Below are 24867 nucleotides of genomic sequence, written 5' to 3' on the forward strand. Positions count from 1 at the left end.
TCACAGAACCTACTTAGGATAAAGTTATTTCTGGAGATTACGAAAACTAGCAAGTTCTTTGACAAAAGCAAGCTCAACTCTTCCAACCGGCCCATTTCGATGTTTTGCAATGATTATGTCGGCAACACCTTTACGCTCGGTCTCCTGATTATATTGTTCCTCTCTATGAATAAACATAACCACATCGGCATCTTGTTCAATAGATCCGGAGTCCCTAAGATCAGACAGCTGTGGAGTTCGATCGGTTCGTGATTCTACTCCTCGAGACAACTGCGAAAGTGCAACTACAGGAACTTTAAGCTCTCGAGCTAAATTTTTAAGCCCCATTGAGACTTCCGATATTTCCTGCACGCGATTCTCTAATCCTCTACTTTTTGCCAACTGAAGATAGTCCAGAAAGATAATATCTATTCCAACCTCCGACTTAAGTCGCCTTGCCTTGGCCCTAAGCTCCATAACGGACTGACCAGGTTTATCATCAATATAAATATTTGAATCGGCAAGTACACCATAAGCTTCACCAAGTTTTTGAAACATTTCATCGGTTAATTTTCCTGTTCTTAACTCCCAAATATTTACACCCGATTGCATTCCAACCAACCTATCCATAATCTGAATCTCTGACATTTCAAGCGAAAAGAATGCTACCGTCTTTTTCTCGTGTACAGCGGCATATTTCGCCATATCAAGTGCCAATGATGATTTTCCAACAGAAGGTCTTGCGGCAAGAATAATAAGATCCGAAGGTTGAAATCCGCCTAAGAGATTGTCAATCCTTGAAAACCCGCTTTTGATTCCCGGTGCCGACTTACCCTGATCAAGAAGTTCTGCCCGTTCATAGGCATCTTTTAAAAGATCCTTAATATGCCTAAATCGATCGGTAATACGTTGTTGAGAAACAGCAAAAACCGCTTGCTCCGATTGGTCAAGCACTTCCGAAAGTTCTTTACTTTCGTCAAAAGCTAATTCCCCAATCTTTGAGGAAACGGATATAAGTCCGCGTCGAACACTCAAATCTTGAACAATCTTAGCATATTCTTCAGCATGAGCTGCGGTTGGTACTGCACTGGCAAGTTCACTAAGATATTCAACTCCCCCAATATATTTTAGTTTCTTCTTTTTTCTAAGCTTGTCTCCAAGTGTCATAAGATCAATTGGTTTTCCTTCATCAAGAAGTTCCAGAAGACTTGAGTAGATCGCTTTATTGCGGTCATCATAAAAATGATCGGGAAGCAGAAATTCTGCCGCGGCAAGCAGAGTATTTTTATCAAGTAAGAAAGCCCCTATTAATGATGACTCTACCTCCGGGTTTTTAGGGATAACTCTATCCATTTTACTCCAGAACAAAAAAGAATTTATTGTCTCTGATACCATTATCTAGTTTGAATTTATTCTCACGTTTAATCTCGACAACCCCTATATAATCTTTTAACTTTTGAACTGATTGGTCGGATGGACTCTCACCCTTGGGCCAATAAAAAACAATGTTTCCGGTGTCAATAGCGCCGATATCTTTTTTTATTCTATCCGATAATAGAAATTCTTCATTAAACGGAATTACATACATATCAATGTCAAACGGAATCGTTTTATTTGCAAGGTCAAGATCAAGGAAATCTTGGACAAATAAAACATTTGTATTGTCAGCAATTGCAAGATAATAGAACTTTGAAGTACCTTTGTAACCATAAATGAATATCTCGGAAAATTCCCACTCTCCCGACCCCGAAATTATAAATGTTTCGTCTGAAATAGTCTTGTCGTTAGAAATTACTGCGGAAATCTTTTCGTCGGATTTTGAAACGTTTCCCTCCGGAAACACAAGAATTTGAGACCCATTCTTTTCTAGGATTAACTGGCCTGCCTTCTTTTTTATTATCATTTGGAATTGTTTGGAAAACTAAGAGTAAGTGATTATACACAAAAAGATCTCTATATCAAAATAGCACAATGTGAAGTTCAATTAATTACCTGTTAAGAATTTGTTCGTCATAGCACGGTATCATAACAACAACATGAAAAATAGACTTACGCTTAATCTGCTTACCCAACTTGTACTCATTATCATTTTAGGTGTTTGTGTCTACATAATTTTATACCCTGTAGCACTTGAAGTTATTTCCCCAATCGAAAGTGCACTAGAAATAACGATTTTGCCGGTCAGATTTATCGCAAAACCCTTAGATTCCGAAGAAACCGTTTGCAAAGGTACAAATAACTTGTTTATACCTACAGCAAGAATCAAAGGAAATATTATAACCTCGGAAGATAGCCAAGCTTTAAATCAGGGATTCTGGCATTTGGCCGGTACCGGTAATCCTGAAACCGGTGGAAATATGGTAATTACCGGACATAGGTTCTTATATTTACCTCCGGTTGAAAAGACTTTTTATAACCTTGATTTAGTTAAACCCGGTAATAAGATATATATTTGCTATGAAAACGTTTATTATGAATATCTGGTTACTCAGGTAGTCATTACGTCACCTGACGACCTCACAATTCACTCAAACACATATTCACCAACGCTAACTCTTTACACATGCACTCCCAAATGGAGTAACAAACAAAGGCTTGTAGTTAGGGCGGAAAAATTAAATTACTAAACAATCTTCTCTTACAAAAACTTCTATAGATTGTGCTAAATAGACTTTATTTCAGAACCTTCATCATAGATGAAAGTTCTGTGAGAATCTTGGTTTTTAATTTGACCTGGATTAGTTCAAGTCGAACACTTTCCATTGCGGAAATTATTGCCTGAAGTTGAATCATATTTTTTTTAAAATCGGTCTCTGGTTTTATCATTCCTTCTACAGCAGTTAACTGTCCTTGAATTCGATGAATTCTGTTTAACAGCTTTTCTACGTCACGCTCATCGATTTTTAGAACAATGTCTGCATCGGAGTTGTTGTTCATATTGCCAACCATCATATAATTTATATACCCCGGGCAGTATGTAAGGGATGATACATTGAAACAAATGTGTTGTCAATTTAAGGTTGTGTTTTAATGTAGATTGTGCAATAATTGCGCTACTTTCGTACAAATTCTTTCAAACGGACAATAAATTTTAATAATAAGTAAATGAAAAAAAATATCCATCCCACATGGAATAAAACCAAAGTCACTTGTAACTGCGGCGCCGTGTTCACAATCGGAACAACAATCTCCGAGTTTACTGCAGATATCTGCAGTAAATGTCATCCTGCGTTTAAAAAAGGTGGTGCCAATGAATATGTTGTCGATCGAGATAACAGAATCGAACAATTTAAGGCACGAATGGAAAAATCCGCAACACTTATAGCCGAACGTGAAAAAGCCAAGAAGGTTTCCAAAACTAAATCATCCGAGCCTAAGTCAGTAGAAAAATAGTGACCCATTCGCTTTCCTCATTTGAACTTGTAAGTAATTCATCCCTTACTATTTTTGAGAAGAATCTACTTTCTGAGTACCTGACCCTAAACGTCCCTACCACCAAAAAGCTTAACGCCATTAAAACAAAGTTATCCAAAGGTTATCCGGTTGAATATATAACCGGTTACACATATTTCTATGGAAAAAAGATAAATATTACACCAGATGTATTAATTCCAAGGGAAGAAACTGAAATCCTTGTGTCACTTGTTATTAACATAATCAAATCCATACCCCAATTTACACTGATAGATATTGGCACAGGCTCGGGGGCAATAATGCATTCAATCGGCTCTGCTCTTGACGGCAAAAACTCCATAGTCGCGATAGGAGTTGACACAAGTAAACCGGCGATCAGAGTTGCAAAAGCAAACACTCCACCCTCCTCCACTGTTAAATATAAATATATTCACGGAGATTTATTCCCAAAGGCTCTTACAAACATTAAAGGAAATCTTATTATTACCGCCAATTTACCTTATTTAGATCCTTTAACCGCAAAAGTGTCACCCAAAACCTTAAAATTTGAACCCCATTTGGCACTTTTTAGCAAACACGGTTATTCACATATTGTTAAGCTATTAAAACTCCTGCACAAATACAACGTACACTTTAGACTCTTAGCTCTTGAAATTGAACCTGGAATTGCAAAAAACGTAATATGTGCTGCGCAAAAGTTTTTCCCCGACAAAATGATCGTAAAGGAAACTGATACTAACCGGTTAGACCGATTTATATTAATACAGTAGAAAAGTCTTTAAATCTAAGGCTTACCTAGGACTGTACATCAAGTACAAATTCGCCAACAACCTCTTTGTCAAAATTAAAACCCTTTGTTGAAACCACAGCAAAGGTTATTACATGTTTACCAATTTCTTTAATGTGATATTTGGCCGAAAACTTTAAGGTTACACCCTCTCGTTTCCCGGTTTTTTTCTCGACCACATTAAGAATCTCGGTGTCCTTTATTGGGGATTTAAGCTTACTCCCTCTAGTGTTTGCAACCTTATGAACAATGCTCTGATTGTTTATAGATCTTAAAAGCTCCATTGCTTCTCTTTGATTTTTTGCACGATCCTCTGATATTTTTCTTTTTTGAGAACTTGCATGTGCAAGGTTCTCGGAAGACCCTAAGATAGCTATCTTATTCGGAATAAGGTAATTTGTTGCATATCCCTCTTTGACCTCACAAATATCTCCTGCCCTACCAAGTCCCTTAACGTCAACTAATAGAACAACTTTCATAAGAACATTAATCAACTTATTTATTTATAAGTTTTTAAGGTATTCGTAAGCTCTATCAAGCTGAGGATCCTCCCCTGCATCATCTTGCTCCTTTGTAATTTCAATAATTTCATTGGGGTTTATGGGGTTATTTCTGTCAATTATCTGCCCATTCGGTAATACCCACTGTTCAATAGTAATGTGCATACTTGAACCGTCAACAAAATCGGTAATTGGCATCCACACACTACCTTTTCCATAGGTTGGCTGCCCAATAATATAAGCCCTGTTGTTTTGAAGCAATGCTCCTGCAAAAATCTCGGAGGCCGAAGCACTATATGAATCAACCAGGACTACAATCGGAACATCAGTAAATTTCCCCGTGCGAGAAACCTTGTAATTTCTGTTTATTTGACCATTTCTACCTTGTACTTTCATTAAAAGTGCCCCATCGGGAATAAGATCCTGTAATGCAAACAAGACCGAATCAAGATAACCACCGCTGTTACTTCTTATGTCAAAAATTATTCCACTTGGATTGTCTTTTTCTACTTCAACAAGAATTTGAGACCATAATGCATTCCATGCAACGGAAGACTTGTCGGTAAATCGACTAATTCTTATATAGGCAATTCCATCGGTAACACCCTCATAGGTCATGGCAGGTTGTTTGATTTCATCCCTTACAATGGATACATCAAACTCGTCATCGATTGACGGCCTATATATACCAAGGACAACGGTAGTACCTTTATCGCCTTTGATTTTCGAGATAACTTCCCAAATTGTTTGTCCATAAATGTCTTCACCATCCACGTATAAAATAATATCACCTGACTGCAACCCGGCTGCTTGTGCAGGTGATCCATCGAATGGACTTTCTATCGTAACGTAACCGTTTATCATATCAAGCGTAGCCCCGATACCTTCGTATTTTCCCTCGGTTAACGAGTTATATAATTCGGTTTCCTCGGGTGTGAGAAATTCGGTGTAGGCGTCGGTACTGGCGGCCACCATACCCTTAATTGCACCATAAACCATTTCCTGACCGTCTAAATCTTCGGGGAAAATATAATAATCTTTAAGATTCTTCCAAGCATCCCAGAAAATACTGAAGTCAACCTCAATTATTTCCGGGGGTGGTTCTACTGAACCTGTTAAAATATATTGCTTAGCACGTTGTAACGGCTCACAGATTTTTTTGTCTAAAGAAGACCTTCCCAAAATAAATCCACCTATACCTACCCCTGTTATTAGCAGTATCCCCAAAACAGATGCTCCTAAAACTGTAAGTGCTTTGTTAGGTGGGTTCTTTTTAATCTCCATTTTTTTATCCTAATATAATATCGGTATACGAAACATTCCTGTAGTCTAGCATAATTTCTTTTCCACTACCAAGTTCAACTAAAAGCTGCTCTTCGTTAATAATGTCTTTAATTATTCCGGTAGAACCGGTATATGGATAAATGTTTATGCAAACATTCATTCCTAACCTTGCCTCCACAATGGAATATGCACCACCGTCCGGATTGTGTAAAACCGAGTAATTTACATGAATTCCGTTACTGTCAATGTGAATGTATTTTGATTTTTCTTGTGCTGATAGGACTAAATCATAGCTTTCGTTAAGCTGATGTAAGCCCCATGAATTGGTAACCACAATTGGTACGGGTATTGAACCATAAATTGATTTTATTTCCATGTAATCGGAAAACCTTATTCCCGGTGTGATAATAAGGCAAACTCCTGCCTCTACCAACTTTTGGTATAAGGAAACAAAAATAGAGATTGCTGTGACAACAGCCTTGCCTTTAATCATATGATCCTCCATTTCCTTAGACAGACAGACAAATTCCATTGAGAATCCAGGCAATTTCCCAAGAAAAAAATTATATCCTAACTTTGTTGAATTCGCCAAAATTTCGTAATAAGTATTGTCTATTGTATAGAACTTACCTTCTAAAGGAATTATCTCCCTGCGGAACTCTTTTCCTTTCGTAATTATTAATTCATCGTTTGGGAAATCGACTACACCATTTACAGGAGAAATTATTCTTACAATTTTGTGTCCTTTTGCACCCTCACAAATCAACTGACCCTCGTGCACCACTTCACCCTTTAACGTAAGAATAAATTTGCTATAATCTGTAGTTCCAAATTCATCTTTTAGGTTAATCCTGAATACAACCCTATCAACGTCGCCAGCTGCAAGCAAACTTCCCGATCTTACAAAAGCACCCTCTTCTAATGAAAGTTTTGTTGCAGGAAACAATCGTAAAACAGGAAACCTATGGTTTACTGATGTGCTTATATAGTTTGTATTCCAAAGTTTCATATAAGTTGATTAACCCAGTTTATGACCTTTTCCTGATTTTTTGAGTAATCCGGGCCGTAAACAACCGGCTGCTTCCTAGTGTCAAGAATCAAATTCCCATCACACTCGAGCTCAACCTTTCTCTTGGTTAGACCCGTCAAAGATACACCCTCGGATATTTCAAGTGTTATCACACTTCCCAGAACTCCGGTTACTTTTGCGATTTCGTTAACCATAACAAAAAACTGTTCTGTCCCGCCGGAAGGTAATAATTTTCTGCCCAGTACTGCCGGACCACTCTTCTTAAGAGGATCAATAGTAAAGTTTAGATACCTTGACCTTTCGAAAGCCAGACCTTCGTGCTTGGACAACCAATCAAGGGAAAGCGTAATTCCCGAAGCAATTACATACTTGGTATCAAACCAAACCTCGGTTTCGTCTGAAAGTTGCAATCCATCAATAATTGCCAAATTTCTGTGTCCCGAGTCGATATAAGAAAACAGATCACCTGTAAAAATTATTAAGAGTTTACTTCCACTAATCCCAATGTTCGATAATTTTATAAGTTTACTTGTGACATAAGCACGCAAAAGATCCTGATTTAAAGACACGTCTCGTACAACAGGCGGGTTAACATAAAGTTGTGCAAAGAAATCCGGAAAATCATAAATATCTATGGGTTCTGCCATAAATGGCTTTACACCTTCAACTGCAACATCCGTAACAAAGTCATAGACACTTTCAAATTTCCGGTTATATATTTCAAGTTCCTTTTCTTTAAATTTTCCCCAGATCCTAATACCTTTCAAGGAAAAATCTATACATAGAATCTCCGATCGATGGGTTTGTTGTCCTATTTCAGATAATCGATCCCAGATCCAGCTTCCAATTTGTGAATCAGAGATACTTTCCACTCCAATTTCCTTTAGGTCGGCAAGCTCATCTGGAGTCGCTGAATATCCACTCAGTTGTATGCTAGATTTTAATGTATTAAGTGTAGGAGGAAGATCATATTTCGAAGAAAAATCGCTCCATATTGGGCCTAAAAAAAGTGAAGTCAAAGATCCTTTAAGAGGATATGTATCCTCTTCCAACGAAACAGGATCTTTATACAGTACACGCACACTAGTAGGAGTAACCAAGAAAACAACCTCGTTTTTAGAAGCTCTATTGTTATTCACAGGTTTATTCTATATTGGAGTAAGGCAGTAATGCAGCCTGACGTGCACGTTTGACCGCTTTTGCCAATTGGCGTTGATGTTTCGCACAAACACCCGACTTTGCTCTACCAATAATTTTACCCCTTACTGATATAAAACGCTTAAGCTGATAAACATCTTTATAACTTAAGGTTTTTATTTTTCCTTCACACAAGGGACATACTGTATTTGCCGGAAGTTTTTTATTGGGTCGCTTTCCCCTTTTAGGTGTTGTTGCAACCGCATCTTTTGTCCACTCAAGGTTTCGTTCTCTTGCAAGATCTACCATAGTTCTCTATTTAAACTTAAAAAACCAATGCATCATCGAGAGGATCATCCATTTCTTCTTCCTTTTCTTTGGGAGATTCCTTCTTTACTTTATTATCAGGTTTTGCACTTTTCTCAGACTTACTATTGTCTTCAGGTGATTCGAAACTGTCATTATCCTTTTCCTTCTTTTCATCGGCTGAAGTATCATTTGTTGCCGACGCCCCACCCTTACCCCGTTTACCTTTGTCATTTAATAATTGCATGTCATTAACGTGAATTTCGGTTCTATATACCGTTTGTCCATCACTATTTTCATAAGACCTTGTTCTCATTTCTCCTTCTACAAAAACAAGCATCCCCTTGGCCAAAAGATTGTACGAAATTTCAGCAAGTTTATTCCACGCAACGAGATTAATAAATTCGGTATCCTCTTTAACATCACCCGTTGTTGAATCTTTCCATGACCTGTTGGTTGCAATACCAAACACGCATACGGGTGTTCCGTTTGCAGTATATCGAAGCTCCGGATCCCTTGTTAGGTTTCCAATAAGCATGACCTTGTTTAACGACCTACTAGCCATTTCTTAACACAAATAAATTTAAATACTACTTTTTATTCTTGGGTTTTGCTGTATCTATCTCTTCTATGGATTTTTTGCCATATGCAACTCCCAACTCCGAATCCTCTTTTACTAAGGAAACGATATATCTGATTATTTCCGACCTACTACCAAGCTCTTTTTTAAGTTTTGTCATTCCTGAGGGCTTCATTTTAAGCTGATAAACCACATAATAGCCTTCCTTCTGGCCATTTATTTTGTAAGCCATGTACCGCTTGCCCCAAACATCTTTAAGGATAATTTCACCTTTTGCTTCGGCAATTTTCCCGTTAATAAAGTCATAAACTTCATTTCTAACATTGTCGGGCAGATAAGCTCTAATCACAAACATGAGTTCATAAACACGATCCATTATACGTTTAACCTGTCAAATAATAAGCTTAAGGATACTAACACAAGTAATATCAAAAAACAAGATTTATTGACTTAAGTACAAACCCTATGTAAACTTAGATGGTACTTAACTTAAATAAACAAAAAAAATGAAAAATCCCACAAAAATATTCGGGATTGCCATCGCAATTATGCTTGCACTTTTTGTCCTTGTAGTTGCAGTTGAGTCAGTTTTTACAGTTAAAGGCGGAACCGTTGGTGTAGTAAGAAGATTTGGGAAAGTAGAGTCAATTATGGAACCCGGGCTTAATTTTAAAATTCCTTTCGTAGATGATGTTATTATTTATAATACCCAAATGGTAATTTATGAAACAAGCGATTATCCTTCCGATTCTCTGGCCGACTACACTGACTATTCAGTTGATACTACAACCGAGGACGGTCAATCTATCAGTATAAAATACTCAATCAGGTTTAGCGTAAATCCCGAAAAGGTTATGTGGATTGCCAATAACCTGGGAAGGGAACAAGATATTGTAGAAAAGATTGTAAAGACTGATTCAAGAATTCACGTAAGAGGATATGCCCGAAATTATGCTGCTGCAGACCTTTACACAGGCAATATTCGACAACTGGAAGAAGAAATTACAAACGTACTGCTACCTGCTTTCGAACAAAATGGACTTATTCTGGACGAATTTGGAATTCGAAATATTGTTTTTGGTGCCGAATATATTGAGGCTATCGAGCAAAAACAAATAGAAAAAGAAAAGGTTACAACCGAAAAATACATTGCAGAACAAGAGCAATATAAAAAAGAGGCCGCGATCACAAGAGCAGAAGCCGAGGCTGAAACTCAAAGACTTGTTCAACAAACAATTACATCGACCCTACTACAAAAAATGTGGATTGAAAAGTGGAACGGACAGTTACCAGGCGTTATGACCGGAGACAGTCAAGGAATTATTATTGACTTAGGAAATTTACAATAGTTGATACTGTTTCACCACCTGACAAGTCCGAGACATGTCACTACTACTTACTGGTGAAACACGTACATGAGGTCACCGTCTTCCATAACGTATTCCTTGCCAACGCTTTTGACGACGCCCTTTTCTTTCGATTCTTTCCAGCCACCAGCCTTAACAAAATCGTCAAAATGAATTATGTCGGCGCGAATGAACCCTTCGGAAAGGTCGGAATGGATTGCACCGGCGGCTTCCCTTGATTTAGAACCCGCTTTTATTTGCCATGCATTTAGAATCTGCTCATTACCGGTGTAAAATGTAATAAACCCTAAAAGACTATAACATTTACGAATTATCTGAGGTAATCCAATATAACTAAGTCCAAGCTCTTTTATATATTCAGTGCGCTCGGTATCAGAAAGCCGGGATAGCTCATATTCTAGCTTAGCATTAACGGTTAAAATTTCTGATGTGTCCAAAGTAATTCCCTGGCCGGTTCGAAAATCAATAAGTTGTTTTCGGTATTCGGCTATTTTAGCTTCAGAAGTTTTGTCGGACACATTTAGAGTAATTAAATACTTTTTATTTGTAAGTAGGAAAAGATTATCTATAAAGCCAATCACATCTTCATCCGTTAGCCCTTTGATAAAGGCAATCGCAGGAAGCCCCTTATCAAGAAAAGCTTTAAGCTCTTGTACAGCTGAGCTTACCTTGTGAATAGGATCGTTAGGCGGCTTCCCTTTCGAATCTTTCTCAACACTTGCAATCGTTTTCTCAACAGTTTCCATGTCTTTAAGGATTAGTTCAGTCTCTACAATGGAAAAATCTTTTACGGGGTCATCACTTTCGCCATATGCTGAAAGTAAGAATACAATAAGATTTACCTCACGAATGTGGGCAAGAAACATATTCCCAAGGCCTTCTCCCTGGCTAGCGCCCTCGACAAGCCCGGCGATGTCTACAAAGGTAACTGTGGCCGGAACAAGCTCTTGGGACTTTAAAACACCACGCAGTACATTCAGCCTATCATCGGGAACAGCAACAACCCCAATATTTTTGTCTATTGTACAAAACGGGTAATTTTCGGCAGGCACGTTTTGATTGGTTAACGCATTAAAGAGAGTTGATTTACCTGCATTAGGTTTTCCAACAATACCGATAGACAACATTTGTTTATTCTGCTAATTCCTTAACCAGCTTGGTTGCAAAAACTTCTTCTTGCAAAATGAAAAGCGTATTAAACAAGGCACTAACAATCCAGGCAATAGCAACCAAAAGTATCATTGCCAGGATGGAAAGCAGATGAAATCCTATTGCAAAGACTACTCCGAAGGTCACAATAAATACAATAAATCCAATTCCGAATACAACCAAAAATATTATGCCTTTAATTGCACCCAGTGCCCAATTCAGAAGAGCCCAAACAATATAGTTACTTATATTCTGACTAATTATTTCCCAGGCATCATTTATTGATTCCATGACTCCCTTGTCTTTAAGGACAATAAGCCTGATTGCCGTAACATATATCCAATGAATCGAGATTGACCCAAAAATTATTGTTAGAATTCCAACACCACATAAACAAATTAATGGTAAAGACAAAGCAACTAATATGAATTCCATTACCCCATATAAAAAGTCAACAATAAAGACCTCCCAAAAGCCTTTATGACCCGACTTCCAAAGCTCGATAAGTCCAGATTTAGTTTCGGAAACAGTGGCTCTTATAATCGCGTTTCTTGCAACAATTCTAATATATACACCCAAAAGTCCAAACAGCAAGCCTAAGCATCCAAGTGACAAGATTAATACAATTATTGAAACTGAGCTAAAAGTTTCTTTCCACTCGATTACTGCATCAGATATACGCCCTCGAACAGACGACGGCAATTCTTTCATAATTACTTCGAGTCCACTTTTATCGTTACTCGCATTAAGTTGACTTGACAGACCACCGGATGAAGTCCCACCCTGCATATAAAACAGTGCAAATACGAACCCTATTACCCAAAGCGCTTTGTATTTAAGAATAAATTTGATACTGTCCGTAAAAAGAGCCCACACGTCAACTGATTTTTTGGTGTACATGATATTTTATACAAATAAATTACCTGTAAGTTTATCATTTAATCAATATTTTGTTAAGAAGTGTATAATTACAACATGAAAACCCTTAAATATATAAAGTACCGAATACAGACACTCTTCAGATTACTTCGAAAACGGTTTGCCCAATACGTTTTGCACAAGAATACTCACAAAAAACTTCTTGCGCTTTTTACCCCAATGGATATTCACCCTAAAAATGATCTAAAAAAACTAACACCTTACCCTACACAAAAACTTGTACTTGAGATTGGCATAGGAAACGGAGAACACCTTGAATATTTAGCCCGACAAAATCCCCAAACAACTTTTATTGGAACGGAACTTTCCAAGCTTTACGCAGAAAAGGCAGCTCGCAGAGTTCAAATTTCCGGTATGAAAAACGCACACGTGTTTTATACAGAAACAATAAGGTTTTTAACAGAAGACGTTAGAAATCACTGCTTTGACAAAATTTTTATTATTTGTCCAGATCCATGGCCTAAAAAGAAACATTTGAAACATCGAATTACCTATATTCAAAATCTAAAAATCCTACTTAAAAAACTAAAACCCACAGGAAGAATTTGGCTTCTAACAGATAATCCCGTGCTTGCAGAAACTACCCTTGAGTCGGTAAAAGCACTTGATATCTCATATAAAACCAATACTTACACAGATCTTCCTATTTCAATTTTTCGGACTAAATATATTCGAAAATGGGAAAAAACTGGAAGCAGATTTTATTCTTTTGAGATTAAGAATTCTTAAATCTATTACCCTCTGTCGATCGGTGTGTTCTCAGAGAGCCCCTTACTTAATTATTTTTTCTTGCTAAGGTGAATCTCTGCTCACACTCCGATCTTCCCAAGTCCACGGACTTGTCCCTACTGCTCTGTATAAACATACTGTCTCCATAACTTAAGAATTCATAATCTTTTGCAAGCGCTTCCTTATAAGCCTTAAACAAATTTTTTCTTCCGGCAAAGGCGGCGGCCATTAAAAGTACCGTTGTTCCCGGTGCATGAAAATTTGTAACTAATTTGTCTACAACCTTAAATTCAAATGGCGGATAAATAAATATGTCTAGCTCTCCACTATACTCCTTAAGCTCGCCAAACTTTTGGTGCACCCCCTCCAAAACTCGAGTAACTGTTGTTCCAAACGCAATTATTTTCCCTCCACGCTCCTGCGCGGTTTTTATTACATCAAATGTATTCCTTGAGATGGTTGCAAGTTCCTTATGAATCTTAAAATCTTCAACAAACTCTGTTTTTATCGGAGCAAATGTTCCCCACCCTACATATAAAGTTACATAAACTATTTTGGCACCTTTATCTTTTATTTTTTTGAGGATATCTTTGGTTAAATTTAAGCTCGCGGTTGGTGCAGCAACAGATCCTTTTACCGTTGCAAACACAGTCTGGTATCTTGTTTCGTCGGACTCTGTATCAACTCGCTTTATATATCTTGGTAAGGGTACATGACCAATTTTGTCCAATTCGGGTTCAATTGACCGACTAAACCTAATTTTAAACGTGTTATGCTTTGTTTTTTGTAAAACAGTTGCAGTTAAATCCGGCAACAGTTCAACTAAATCTACATTTTTTAATTTTCCTGCATTCCCAATAAGTACCTCCCATTCCAAATCAACCAAGTTATACATATGTGAAAGTGGCGACAAGAGCAAAATCTCCACACGTGAGCTTTTACCTTTAGGATTTCCAAACAATCTTGCTTTTATAACCTTTGTATCATTAAGTACTACAACATCACCTTCATTGATATAATCAACAACATTCGAATATTTCCTGTGCTCCAGTCTAAACGGCGATCTGTGAAGAACCATAAGCTTCGACTGACCTCTTTTGCACCTAGGCTTCTGGGCTATTTTCTGTTTGGGTAGGCTGTACAAGTACTGATCTGTTCGAGTTTTCATTTGGTACTGTTGTCGGGTTTGAACTAAATTTCTTTGTAATTGTTACTACAAGCTTTACAATACTAACAAAGAATGAAGCAAGCAAAATTGCTCCGGCAAAGGCAAACAAAACAAAATATGAATCAAAAATGCGGGGAAAAATACTTAGCTGAATTCTTGTTAAAATATCGGTAAGAAGAGATTCTTTGCGTGGTTCTATAAACGAGCTTAAGGGTTTTGTATTCACAAGGTCTATTGACTCTACCGGTACAAAGGATATCACCGGATTTGACATTTGGAAAAGGTCAGATGAGCGATGACTTACAGGTGCAGGAGTCTGAGGATCCATTCCGGATATATACCATAGAACTCTATCAAGGTCAGGTCCAATATATGTCCTTCCCTCTTCTCCCCAAGTAGGATCAATTGTCAACCAACCGTAATCCGGAATATATGCCAAAACCCACTGATGATTATCCTGTTCAGCCGCCGGGACATCCGGATTAAATCCACGCCCATAAGCAGCAACAGCGGGAACTCCTTGAGCCCTAAGTAATGCGACCATTGTATCAGCATATTCCATACATACCGAAGGTTCTCCGGAAATCGCAGCTGCGGCACCAACTCTATTATTATTTAAATATTTTTCATTGTCATAATCGAGTAAATCTACTACGTAAGTATATGTATTATTTACAACTTCGATTATATTCTCCGATTTTTCGATATTTGAAACAGCTGTCTTAACCGCCGTACTGTTAACTTCCCAAAATGATGCCTCTCCTAAATAGACACTGTATTCATCGGGAATATCAGAAAACAATGCATTATCTGGAATGACTTTTTCCCCAAATTGAATACCCATATACCCATTTATATAAATATCATATGCCTGATCAGCATCTAACAAAAAGGTTGCAAATGTATTTCCAAGTTCATCCGAAAAAACAATTTTGGGTTCCGGATAAAACGACTCAATATATACAATTTGTCCGGTTTCATCATAATCACGTGGAAGCGCTATTGTTACCTCATTTTTTGAGATCCCTTTGAATATGTTTTTTTCGTGTGTTTGGGGAACCGAGAGTGTTATATTAAACTGATATAGTTGCAAATCGCCGATTTGAATGTGAATACTTGAACTGTATAATTGATCGGCAATATAATCAAGTATCCAGAATTCTGCTGTTTCGGAACGACTAACTGGTTCTACTTGAGTAAAGATTTCGGATGTATATACTTTAGAAATGTTGACTCTAAACGTGCGAGAAAAGTCGTACGAGTTATTATTTTCGGGAATCTGCTGCTTGGGAATATAAAAATTTGTTATAGCCCCAATTGAGTTAATTAACTGATAATCTTTATACTCTATCCAAAAAATCTTTTTTTCTCCGGGATTTAGATCTAACTCAAAAGCCATTGAGACCTTTGTTACATTATCGGACGATGTTAAAACAAAGTCTGAATCGGAGGTTTTAAGGCTATCAAGCGTAAGGTCCCGTTCCTCGGTAGTTGAATCTGAAAAGAAGTCGATATTAAGTGACTGTGTCTCGGATCCTGATATATACTGAGTTTTCGAATTGTTTGATATTGTTGTGGTTTTTCTTATAAGCACATAATCTTCATAAACGGTGTATTCAGTATGCTGGACCACAGAGAAGCCCGCCGCATATACAGGCAGAACATTAGCAGCAAATATAGTAACTATGGCAATTAAAAGAATTCCTGCTATACTTGTTAATACTTTAAGCCTTTTCATATTTATGATTATATAAAATGTTTAAAATTTTTGATAGTCATTATATCTTACGTTTGCTAAATTAAAAATGTAACAATGCTTCCACTAGACGACGACAACAATAACCGTAGATTTACACCTATACTAGCTGCAATTATTATTACAAATGTTGTTGTATTCGTAATTGAATATCTTGATCCAAACCTTAATTCATTCATTGGACGGTACGCACTTATTCCTGCATTAATTGAGATATTTAATCCTGCAACCTGGTATACGTTTATAACCTCAATGTTCTTACATGCCGGCATAATGCATATTTTTTCAAACATGTGGTTTCTATGGATATTTGGAAATAACGTCGAGGATGATATGGGACCCTTGGGCTTTTTATTTTTTTATATTGCGGGTGGAATTTTTGCATCGCTTGCTCAGTTTATATTTATGATTGGTTCACCCATCCCTACACTTGGCGCAAGTGGAGCAATTGCCGCAGTACTGGGTTATTACATGGTAGCTTTTCCTGAAAATCAAGTTAGAGTACTTGCATTCAGCAGATATCGATCAGGAATAATTAACACATCGGCATACAACATGCTCTTCATTTGGGGAATTACTCAACTTTTTAACGGGGTTGGGTCACTTGCATATGGGGGAAGTAACAGCGGCGTTGCCTGGTTTGCTCATTTGGGCGGATTTTTGTTTGGAGTAATTTTTGCACTGTTAAGAAAAAATATTCGTAAAGACAAATCAATAAGAAAATATGAAACCTGAATTTAAAGTAATAAAACAGTCTAAAAGTAGTAATGCCCGTGTCGGGCTTTTATCACTTCCGCATGGCAAAATCCAAACTCCATGTTTTATGCCAGATGCAACTTACGGCTTTATAAAAGCACTTTCATATCCTTTGTATAAAAGCATTTCACCTATACCCAAGATGGTTGTCACGAACACACTACATACCTATCTGCAAATAGGTATAGAGGCGCTTGAAAAATCCAGAGGAATTAACGTTTTCACGGGCTGGGACGGTCCGTTTTTAAGTGATAGCGGAGGATTTCAGGTCTTTTCACTCAATATAAAACAGGACCTACCGATTTCCGAAAAGGGGGTAACATTTAAACCCGTGGAAACAGAAAAATCATTCATTTTCACGCCCGAATTATCACTCCAAATTCAGGAGGCTCTTAACACCGATATTCGGGTTGTACTTGATTACTTTACTCCACCAAAGGCTAATAAAAAGCTTGCCGAAAAATCGGTTTCCATAACCACAGCCTGGGCGGAAAGGTCAAAGGCACAATGGAGTAAGGGTAAAAAGAACTCACTTGTTGTGGCCGTGGTACAAGGCGGATCCGATCCGATCTTAAGAAAGGAGAGTTACGTCCGGCTTGAGCCATTTGGGTTTAATGGATTTGGTTTTGGAGGTTGGCCTATTGTAAACAAACGACTTGATATAAAAACATTAACTCACTTTTCTAAGATCGTAGAACCAAAATACTTTAAATATGCAATGGGAGTCGGGACCCCGGATGATATTAAAGCTTGTATTGCCCTTGGATTTGATCTTTTTGATACAGTACTTCCCACAAGAAACGCTCGGCACGGATACTTATACACATCCGAAGGAATTTTAAGAATTAATAATAGCAGGTATAAACAAGACTTAAGCCCTGTTGACCCTGACTGTGATTGTTTGTGTTGTAAAAACTACTCAAGAGCAGAACTTAGAGCCTTGTTTAAAGCCAAGTCCGAAGTTGCCTACACGCTTGCAACCATTCACAATCTAAGATACTATGAAAAAGTAATTGAATTAGCCACTTTAGAAATCCTTAGAGAATAACAGGAGACCGACACATGTTACAAAACTGCCAATGAAAACTAAACTTACCAAAGTCTCAAAAGACATTACTCGATCATATATTTTTCTTTTGACAAACGCTTTTCTCTGGGGAATTTCACCAAGTATAATAAAAATTGGAATTGAAAAAATTAATCCCTTTGTTTATCTGTATTATCGTTACGTTATTGTATGCATAATTACCCTAATCATTTATATAAGAGCAAAGTCCTTAAAAAGACTTTTTAAGGTTTTTAAAAATCCCAAATATCTTTTAACTATGTTGCTTACAACACCCGGTCCCCTTATATTTCAATACATTGGAATTCAGATTACCTCATCGATTGTTTCGTCGGTATCGGGTGCATTAACTCCAATAATTGCAGGAATTCTGGGAGTTTGGCTGCTTAAAGAGACTATTACTAAAAGCGAGAAAACCGGAACAATTGTAGCCTTTATTGGTATTTTGGGGATTATCGCCCTAAAAGGAGGAGAATTTGGAAACTTTGAGATTCAACTTATTGGAGCAATTCTTGTTCTATTGGGTGGTGCAGTATGGGTTCTAGGTGACGTATTTTTTAGAAAAGTTAAGAAAAAAGATCAACGAACGGTTTCATTTGCGTCATTGTTTCTTTCGCTTGTAGTATTTGCCGTAATTACACTTTTTGTATCACCCGAAAGCCTTATTACTTTCCCAACAGATTGGAGTGTAATTCTAAGCGTTGTATATATGGCAATTCCCGGAACGCTTATTGCCTTTATTATTTATCAAATGACTGCACCACATGTAGAAGTCTCTGAGGCAAATATATTTACATATTTACAACCGCTTTTTGGAATTCCGGCTGCAGTAATAATACTTGGAGAAAGCTTCTCACCAATTCTTATTATACCCATGATTCTGGTAGCTTTGGGTATGTGGCTAAATATTCACGAAAAGTTTAAACACCGGCACTAGCCGGCACTAGTTAGACTTGATTTTATTCGATTTCTATTAATTTTTCTTCCGCTTCTGCCAAAAATTCTTGAGCCAACCAAAGTCGCCTTGGATCGGTAGCATACAAGGTAAAGAGTGGTTCTCCTTCAGTAACTTGTTCACCTACAAGTTTATCAAAATAAATTCCAGATAATTTTATAAAAGGTGCTCCAAGTATTCTTGTAGTTTGAACAACGGTTTTATTCGAAATGTTTTTTATGGTTCCTGTCTTGGGAGCATTAAAAACCTGGGTATTGTCTCCCAGAACAAAATCCGAAGAGCTTCGCTTTGTTTTTGCACCCTGAGAAAAAGCTATTTCCCAAAATTTCTCGGCAGCTTTTCCGTTTTCCAGTACTTCCTTTGCACTGTTAAATCCTTGCCCTTTATCGACGGTTTTTGTAATTTCAAGGATTTTACCAGCCATATCAAGTGCAAGGTTTTCTATATTCAGCGGGCGTCGCACGTCACGTTCCAATATAAACAAAAGATCTCTGGCTTCAAGGATTGGTCCTACACCATTACCATCAGGACCTTTGGGACGTCTTTGATAAACATCAACCTTTATATCAAAAAGTTCGCCAAGTTTTCTGAATTGTTCGGAAACTAGGGGAATATCTTCTTCTTTTTTAATTTTAGTACCGGGTCCAACGGGAAGATCCACAAGAAAATAATGAATGCCTGTTGCTATTTTTTTTGCCATAATACTCACAACAAATTTGTCGTATGATTCAATGTGAAGCGCCCTCTCAATGTTTATAAGCACATCATCGGCAGGAGCAAGATCCACTCCCCCTCCCCAAACCAAACATGCGTTAGTTTTCCTGACGACTTCATCAATTTGACTCTTTGATAGCGCAACCGGCATTATACATTCAAGAATGTCTGAAGTGCCTGCGGGTGAAGTAATTGCACGTGAAGATGTATTTGGCACAATAAGATCAAAACAAGCCAAAATCGGGACCATTACAGGAGTTACACCTTTTGCGGGAATACCACCTATAGAGTGCTTATCAACTACCTTTTTCCCCAAGTCATCAAAATTAAGCATATCACCCGTTTCGGCCATAGCTTTTGTCATGTAGTAGATTTCTTGATCGTTAAAGCCAGGTGCATATGAACTTGCCGCAAAGTAAGTTGTTTCGACCGTCGTAAGTTTACGCTTAGCAATATCCTCGATTATTTGATGAATTTCTTGGTAGTTTAGTGTTCCCCCTAAGAGCTTTTTCTCGATTGCCTCAACAGATTTTGCGTTTGATACAACGTCAAGCGTTACCATATCATTCGAAGGAATTCCATAATCAAGCCAAACGTCTTCGTACAACCCAAGCTCATCGTACCCGACAAGTGTGTTGGTGGTATCGATTGTTCCGTACACGCAAATATCATGCCAACACAGATGAACTCTGGCCCCAGGAGAAAGACCTTTTTCGCTTGCTGTCGCCTCGTTTAGCAGGAAAATCAAAGGATCCTCGGTACGAATATCAAGTCTTCGTGATTTAAAATAATAGGCCACAAGAGATACTATGTAAAGTTAAACTGATAGGTGTTAGCCACTTTTGATTCCGAATCGGACGATTTTCGGTAGCCCCATTGAAGTAATGCATTGTCGAGTTCTTTGTGTGTTTTAGCATATTCAGGCAGTAAAATACCTTCCATTACGGCATCAATGGCCTGCCGTGCGGCCCTTGCGCCTTTATAGGTTCCATCAGGATGCCCATGAATACCACCTCCGAAGTTCATAATAATGTCATTTCCGAGAATATTTACAAGCGCCTCAATGTGACCAGGATGAAGTCCACCCGAGGCTATTGGCATTGTTGGTTTTATTCCGTACCAATCACCTTTTAAGGCATTGTTAGTTTCTATTACAGTCTCGGCGGCTCCATGCATTTTTCCTACTACAGTTCCCGTATGAAGTTGATCAATTCCTGCAAGTCTTGCAATTTTTGCTAGTGGCAACATTGCCACACCGTGCCGATTTCCATGAGTAAAAGCACCATGCATTGCACGATGTCCATGTAAAACAAGTCCCAAATTTTGATCCCGAATGAACTGTACCCCACTCCAACCTACGGTAATTATATCAAGCATAACGACTCCACACCCCGTACTTTTGGCAAGTTTTGCACGGTCAAGCATTTTACTTACAGGCGCAGTAATGTTAGGAACATACATTTTTTTCTCGCCGGTTTCTTTTTCAACCTTTTCTTTTACTTTTAAAGTTTTGTATAGTCGTTCGTCGAATGGGTTAAAATCCTGATCGGAAAGATTTTCATCATCTTTAACAATATCAACCCCACCCAACCAGGCTTCATAGGCGACAAGGGCATGCTCATCGGCAGAAAGACCAACCTTAGGTTTAATAATTGTGCCCAGAAGCGGTCGATCGGAAATTCCTAGAAATTTACGGATTCCGGTAAGCCCAAACGCCGGCCCGTCAAATTTACGAACATAGCTTTCGGGAAAATCGATATCACGAACTCTTAAATTTTTTATGTCTTTCATTCCAAATACATTGCCTGCAACATCGGATAAAAGCTGGGGAAGATTTCGTTCCTCGAAAAGTTCGAGTGGATAAGCAATTTTAATTACTGACTCTTCCTGGTTCACGTAGAAAATTCGTGCACCAAGTCGATTCATTATGTCTTCACGCATTGTACTAATGTCTGTCCAGGTACCTATAGAACTTTCGGCAGCTAAACTTTCGGCAACCTCTGTTAGTGATACTTCTGATTCTACGTAAAATGTAACTATTATATTTTTAGTCGCATCTATGGTCTCACCCAATCGAAGATATCCCATTACAAGATAAGGCAGTTAATTTATCCTGTTTTTAGGGTACTAAGAAACGGGAAAAAAGTAAAGCAGTTAAAGTTCTATTATCTGTCTTTTTTGCCAGTGTCCATTCTCATCCACGGTCCAATTACGAACTTTTTTAAGTTTTTCTCCCTTGTAAATCGCTCTGAGTAGCAACTTGTATGCGTCAGCACGTTTTTTAAGCGACATTGGATTATTAAGATAATCTACGATTCCAAATCCAAGCCCCTTTTTATCCCAATCATCCCAATGACCTTTAGGATATATCATTAAAGCTTTAGTAGGTTGACCAATCTGATTACCCATCTGCATAATTCCCTTAGCAACCATACATCTACGAAAGTCGTTTTCTATTCGAGCGTGCATGGTTAACTCATCCCCTCTAAACATTGTTGGAATTATTGTATCTGCCATAATTCCGCCAACACCAAACCCTAATCCCATAAGCTTCAAAAACAACCTGCGGCTAAATAAAGCAGATTGAAATGAATCAAGGAGGTAAGGTTTCTCTCTTTGTTTATCCTTAACATGTTCTAGCACCGTGTCACCCAGTTGTACCCCTCCTGCAAATAGCACACTCATAATTGGTAACCCACCTACGGTTCCAATAAAAGACATAAAGGCTTCATCATAAGCAGGATCCAAAACCCACACCTTTTTATAACTTTTAGCGCACCAAACCGAAACAGCTTCAAACTTTTCGATAGTATCTCCACCCCATATAGCATTTTTCTCTCCCAATCCAACAGAAACAACTGATTTATAAGGCTCTTTGAAGTTCAAGTCTAAAACTTTGTCTTTGATACGGATAGCCTCCAACATCTCAAACAACATGTTTCTTTTTTCTTGATAATCCCCATTTGCAAAGACATCTTTGAGGGTTTGTATCTTGTCAAAGAAAAGTTCAACCTCATTTCGGAGTTCATCCTTGGTTATTTCAACATCTGTTCGTTTAGCTTTAAGTTTAGGAACTTCTTTTTTCAGTTTTTTGTACTTTCGTTTGTAGTCATCTTCCTCAACAAGTCCATCTAATTTCATTTCTAGGAGTTCACCAAGCTTACGATTTATTTCGTCAATCTGCTTGTCTACATCATTTCTGACTTGAGATTCAAAGTTGAATTCTTTTTCAAGCTTCTGGATCACTAGCTTTTTAAGTTTTCCCCATTTTTCTTCATCTAGTTTTACCTTGGCTATTGCTTGGGAGAATTGTTTTTCTATCTGTTTTTCACTGAGTTGTAGATTACTACAATTACTGAGTTTATCCGAACACATGTAATAGGTGTATTTTTTACCAGTTTTCTTGGTGATGGTATAGCCTGTATAGGATAAGCCACATTCACTACATTTGATCATTAGATTGTATTTGTGCATATGAGTTCGTGTAACTGGCTTAGCTTTATCTTCAAGCACCTCTTGTAGTTTATACCATTTCCGTTTTGTGATGAGTGGCTCCCAATTGCCCTCTGTTTCTTCATACTCTCCATAGCGAAGAATTCCACAATAAATTGGGTTTTTAAGGGCATGTTCTACTGTTGAAGGTGTAAATTTATTGCCTCGCTTTGTTTTTACTCCCCACTTATTTATCAATCTCATGGCTTGTCGCATATTGAGACGATTTTTAATTATTTCATCAATCCATTTTTCAAAGTATGGTGATTGATCTGGGTGAGGGATAATTGTGCATTTACTCTTTCGTCCAACATTTTCATAAAACTGAGGGGCTGATGTCGGCCAACCTCCATTTCGGATCTTTTCTCTGATTCCTCTACGAGTGTTTTGACTTATCTCCCTTGATGTTTGTGAACTGTAGCCAAATAGAAAGCCCATGATTATTTCATTGCAATTTTCACTATCAACAACATCAGATGGAGTAATTATGTTTCTGAGTTTCCTTTCTACAATTAGTTGTTGGATTATTCCTCCTTCTAACGGATTTCTGCTCAAACGATTGATATTCCAACAAAATATCGTGTCATATACGCCCTCTTTGATTAGCTCTACTAAACGGTTAAATTCATCTCTTCTGTGAGGTTTACGAGCAGATTTTTCTTCAAAGAAAATATCACCTTCACTTGGTGGTTCTTCTCCGTACTTTTTTACAAGCTCTTTTACTTCATGTATCTGAGCAGGGATTGAGAGGGCTTGTCTATCGTCATCTTCTGAGGATTTTCTAGCGTATATGGCATATTTCATATTTTATTTGGTTATTTAAAACAAAAATGGGCATCCAGTGCTGTAACAAAAGAATGAACTTTTGTATCTGGATACCCATTTATACTCATTCTTTTATTTGTTACAGCGTTATTATTATATCTTAGTTTGATTTTGTTGTAACTCTCAATTTAAGTTTTTCAGATTTCTTCTTTCGTCTCTTGACCTTTCTTGTTTTTAATTTTGTTTTGATTTCTCGTTTTATCTGAGAAGCAATAATATCTGCTAAAACATCGAGATTAATTTCAGATTGTGGTATCTGTGTTTTCTCAATCATGATTATCCACATCTGAAAATTGATATCTATTACTACTATCTATATTTATCTGTTTATATCTATAGGAGTCTGATTTGGCTTTTGTATCAGTAGTTAATTGGGTGTCCTTGCTAGTAGAATACTTCTTCTTTGGGAAGTGATTTACTAGATTTCTACGAAGTATTTCACTAGCAAATTCTTCATCTTTTGCTAGTAACTTACCAAGCAATCTGCGGTTTATCCACATCTCTTCATTGGCTTTGTCCCAACCAATATCTTGTTTCTCAATTAGCCTTGTAAGCTCTTTTGTTATATCTCCTGAGTAAAACCCTATCTTGTAGAAATCAGTTAGTTTTAGATATGCTGTAGCCTTCTTACAACCAAATGAGAATCGCATTATGAACAGGAGGATCTTTATCTGCCGTTTAGTAATTTCAGTATCAAAGAAGATGAGGTTTTCAATGAGCAGTGGGAGTTTAAGAAATGGAAGTTTTGAGACTTCTTTAAAATCTGGCTTTGAGAGATCTTCAAATGTCTTTTTGAATTTGTTTTCGTTTAATATTTCTCCTACTGACTGCATATGCATAATTAATCAAGCCCAGTAGGAAGCTTTTTTGTGTATAATCTATATTGAATCACCTCCTACTGTTTGGATGCCCGTCCACTGTTTGCAGGTGATTC

The 24867-nt window shown here is 37.6% G+C and carries 27 protein-coding genes; 8 read left to right on the top strand and 19 right to left on the bottom strand.

The annotated features are described in order from the left end of the window. Window positions 1-24: 24 nt before the first annotated feature. Both dnaB and JW962_02135 read right to left on the bottom strand, forming a co-directional pair. Window positions 25-1332 carry a replicative DNA helicase gene (dnaB, locus tag JW962_02130; GenBank protein MBN1374109.1) on the bottom strand — a complete coding sequence of 436 codons (1308 nt, stop codon included), beginning with the start codon at window positions 1330-1332 and terminating at the stop codon, window positions 25-27. A gap of 1 nt (window position 1333) precedes the next feature. Next, window positions 1334-1882 carry a hypothetical protein gene (locus JW962_02135; protein MBN1374110.1) on the bottom strand — a complete coding sequence of 183 codons (549 nt, stop codon included), beginning with the start codon at window positions 1880-1882 and terminating at the stop codon, window positions 1334-1336. 133 nt (window positions 1883-2015) lie between these two features. On the opposite strand from JW962_02135, the gene JW962_02140 reads away from it, so the two are divergent. Next, window positions 2016-2606 carry a class E sortase gene (locus JW962_02140; protein MBN1374111.1) on the top strand — a complete coding sequence of 197 codons (591 nt, stop codon included), beginning with the start codon at window positions 2016-2018 and terminating at the stop codon, window positions 2604-2606. A gap of 46 nt (window positions 2607-2652) precedes the next feature. On the opposite strand, the gene JW962_02145 is transcribed toward JW962_02140, so the two are convergent. Continuing rightward, on the bottom strand, window positions 2653-2916 hold the full coding sequence (locus tag JW962_02145; GenBank protein ID MBN1374112.1) for a metal-sensing transcriptional repressor: 264 nt from the start codon (window positions 2914-2916) through the stop codon (window positions 2653-2655). A 168-nt stretch (window positions 2917-3084) separates the two neighbouring features. Here JW962_02145 and rpmE point away from each other — a divergent pair, with 168 nt between their 5' ends. Then, window positions 3085-3372, top strand: coding sequence for a 50S ribosomal protein L31 (gene rpmE / locus JW962_02150; protein MBN1374113.1), 288 nt, complete (start codon window positions 3085-3087; stop codon window positions 3370-3372). Further along, window positions 3372-4163 carry a HemK family protein methyltransferase gene (locus tag JW962_02155; protein MBN1374114.1) on the top strand — a complete coding sequence of 264 codons (792 nt, stop codon included), beginning with the start codon at window positions 3372-3374 and terminating at the stop codon, window positions 4161-4163. Before rpmE ends, JW962_02155 begins: the two co-directional genes overlap by 1 nt. A gap of 25 nt (window positions 4164-4188) precedes the next feature. On the opposite strand, the gene rplI is transcribed toward JW962_02155, so the two are convergent. From rplI to rpsF, 7 genes are read right to left on the bottom strand one after another with little or no spacing between them, the layout of a single operon-like run. Continuing rightward, on the bottom strand, window positions 4189-4659 hold the full coding sequence (rplI, locus tag JW962_02160) for a 50S ribosomal protein L9 (GenBank protein ID MBN1374115.1): 471 nt from the start codon (window positions 4657-4659) through the stop codon (window positions 4189-4191). 24 nt (window positions 4660-4683) lie between these two features. After that, on the bottom strand, window positions 4684-5964 hold the full coding sequence (locus tag JW962_02165) for a PDZ domain-containing protein (protein ID MBN1374116.1): 1281 nt from the start codon (window positions 5962-5964) through the stop codon (window positions 4684-4686). A gap of 4 nt (window positions 5965-5968) precedes the next feature. Further along, window positions 5969-6973, bottom strand: a complete 1005-nt coding sequence (locus JW962_02170; GenBank protein ID MBN1374117.1) for a hypothetical protein — start codon at window positions 6971-6973, stop codon at window positions 5969-5971. Continuing rightward, complete coding sequence (locus JW962_02175) at window positions 6970-8133, bottom strand: hypothetical protein (GenBank protein ID MBN1374118.1); 1164 nt, start codon at window positions 8131-8133, stop codon at window positions 6970-6972. Before JW962_02175 ends, JW962_02170 begins: the two co-directional genes overlap by 4 nt. Window positions 8134-8137: 4 nt before the next feature. Then, complete coding sequence (locus JW962_02180; GenBank protein MBN1374119.1) at window positions 8138-8440, bottom strand: 30S ribosomal protein S18; 303 nt, start codon at window positions 8438-8440, stop codon at window positions 8138-8140. Between the two features lie 16 nt (window positions 8441-8456). Then, complete coding sequence (ssb, locus tag JW962_02185) at window positions 8457-9002, bottom strand: single-stranded DNA-binding protein (GenBank protein MBN1374120.1); 546 nt, start codon at window positions 9000-9002, stop codon at window positions 8457-8459. Window positions 9003-9027: 25 nt separating this feature from the next. Continuing rightward, window positions 9028-9393 carry a 30S ribosomal protein S6 gene (gene rpsF / locus JW962_02190; GenBank protein MBN1374121.1) on the bottom strand — a complete coding sequence of 122 codons (366 nt, stop codon included), beginning with the start codon at window positions 9391-9393 and terminating at the stop codon, window positions 9028-9030. 130 nt (window positions 9394-9523) lie between these two features. Between rpsF and JW962_02195 the strand changes: the two genes are divergently transcribed. After that, the gene (locus tag JW962_02195) at window positions 9524-10366 is read left to right on the top strand and encodes a prohibitin family protein (protein ID MBN1374122.1); all 843 of its coding nucleotides are present in this window, start codon (window positions 9524-9526) and stop codon (window positions 10364-10366) included. Between the two features lie 47 nt (window positions 10367-10413). Here JW962_02195 and ychF read toward each other — a convergent pair whose 3' ends face one another. Together ychF and JW962_02205 are read right to left on the bottom strand one after the other, a co-directional pair. Further along, a complete protein-coding gene (gene ychF, locus JW962_02200) occupies window positions 10414-11511 on the bottom strand; it encodes a redox-regulated ATPase YchF (GenBank protein MBN1374123.1) in 1098 nt (365 codons plus the stop codon). Window positions 11512-11515: 4 nt separating this feature from the next. Next, on the bottom strand, window positions 11516-12433 hold the full coding sequence (locus tag JW962_02205; GenBank protein ID MBN1374124.1) for a hypothetical protein: 918 nt from the start codon (window positions 12431-12433) through the stop codon (window positions 11516-11518). Between the two features lie 75 nt (window positions 12434-12508). On the opposite strand from JW962_02205, the gene JW962_02210 reads away from it, so the two are divergent. Continuing rightward, window positions 12509-13201 carry a methyltransferase domain-containing protein gene (locus JW962_02210; GenBank protein ID MBN1374125.1) on the top strand — a complete coding sequence of 231 codons (693 nt, stop codon included), beginning with the start codon at window positions 12509-12511 and terminating at the stop codon, window positions 13199-13201. Between the two features lie 46 nt (window positions 13202-13247). Here JW962_02210 and queA read toward each other — a convergent pair whose 3' ends face one another. Then, window positions 13248-14369, bottom strand: coding sequence for a tRNA preQ1(34) S-adenosylmethionine ribosyltransferase-isomerase QueA (gene queA, locus JW962_02215; protein ID MBN1374126.1), 1122 nt, complete (start codon window positions 14367-14369; stop codon window positions 13248-13250). Then, window positions 14305-16107 (bottom strand): transglutaminase domain-containing protein, encoded by a 1803-nt coding sequence (locus JW962_02220; GenBank protein ID MBN1374127.1) that lies wholly within the window; start codon window positions 16105-16107, stop codon window positions 14305-14307. The genes queA and JW962_02220 overlap by 65 nt, the downstream gene beginning before the upstream one ends. A 75-nt stretch (window positions 16108-16182) precedes the next feature. Between JW962_02220 and JW962_02225 the strand changes: the two genes are divergently transcribed. Genes JW962_02225 through JW962_02235 form a run of 3 tightly spaced genes read left to right on the top strand, consistent with a single transcriptional unit; the run spans window position 16183 to window position 18884 of the window. Continuing rightward, complete coding sequence (locus JW962_02225) at window positions 16183-16860, top strand: rhomboid family intramembrane serine protease (protein ID MBN1374128.1); 678 nt, start codon at window positions 16183-16185, stop codon at window positions 16858-16860. Further along, entirely contained in the window at window positions 16850-17929 is a 1080-nt protein-coding gene (gene tgt, locus JW962_02230) for a tRNA guanosine(34) transglycosylase Tgt (GenBank protein MBN1374129.1), read from the top strand. Before JW962_02225 ends, tgt begins: the two co-directional genes overlap by 11 nt. Window positions 17930-17960: 31 nt before the next feature. Beyond that, complete coding sequence (locus tag JW962_02235) at window positions 17961-18884, top strand: DMT family transporter (GenBank protein MBN1374130.1); 924 nt, start codon at window positions 17961-17963, stop codon at window positions 18882-18884. Between the two features lie 22 nt (window positions 18885-18906). Here JW962_02235 and JW962_02240 read toward each other — a convergent pair whose 3' ends face one another. The 5 genes from JW962_02240 to JW962_02260 all read right to left on the bottom strand — a co-directional run bounded on the left by JW962_02240 (window position 18907) and on the right by JW962_02260 (window position 24772). Further along, window positions 18907-20415 (bottom strand): thymidine phosphorylase, encoded by a 1509-nt coding sequence (locus JW962_02240; GenBank protein ID MBN1374131.1) that lies wholly within the window; start codon window positions 20413-20415, stop codon window positions 18907-18909. Window positions 20416-20423: 8 nt separating this feature from the next. Further along, window positions 20424-21704 carry a type III ribulose-bisphosphate carboxylase gene (gene rbcL / locus JW962_02245; GenBank protein ID MBN1374132.1) on the bottom strand — a complete coding sequence of 427 codons (1281 nt, stop codon included), beginning with the start codon at window positions 21702-21704 and terminating at the stop codon, window positions 20424-20426. A 66-nt stretch (window positions 21705-21770) separates the two neighbouring features. Then, the gene (locus JW962_02250) at window positions 21771-23912 is read right to left on the bottom strand and encodes a recombinase family protein (GenBank protein ID MBN1374133.1); all 2142 of its coding nucleotides are present in this window, start codon (window positions 23910-23912) and stop codon (window positions 21771-21773) included. A gap of 121 nt (window positions 23913-24033) precedes the next feature. Beyond that, the gene (locus JW962_02255) at window positions 24034-24219 is read right to left on the bottom strand and encodes a hypothetical protein (GenBank protein ID MBN1374134.1); all 186 of its coding nucleotides are present in this window, start codon (window positions 24217-24219) and stop codon (window positions 24034-24036) included. Beyond that, window positions 24200-24772 (bottom strand): hypothetical protein, encoded by a 573-nt coding sequence (locus JW962_02260; protein MBN1374135.1) that lies wholly within the window; start codon window positions 24770-24772, stop codon window positions 24200-24202. The genes JW962_02255 and JW962_02260 overlap by 20 nt, the downstream gene beginning before the upstream one ends. Between the last annotated feature and the right edge of the window lie 95 nt (window positions 24773-24867).

It is taken from the genome of Candidatus Dojkabacteria bacterium, assembly GCA_016927995.1.
In the GTDB taxonomy this organism is placed as follows: Bacteria; Patescibacteriota; Dojkabacteria; order JAFGLO01; family JAFGLO01; genus JAFGLO01.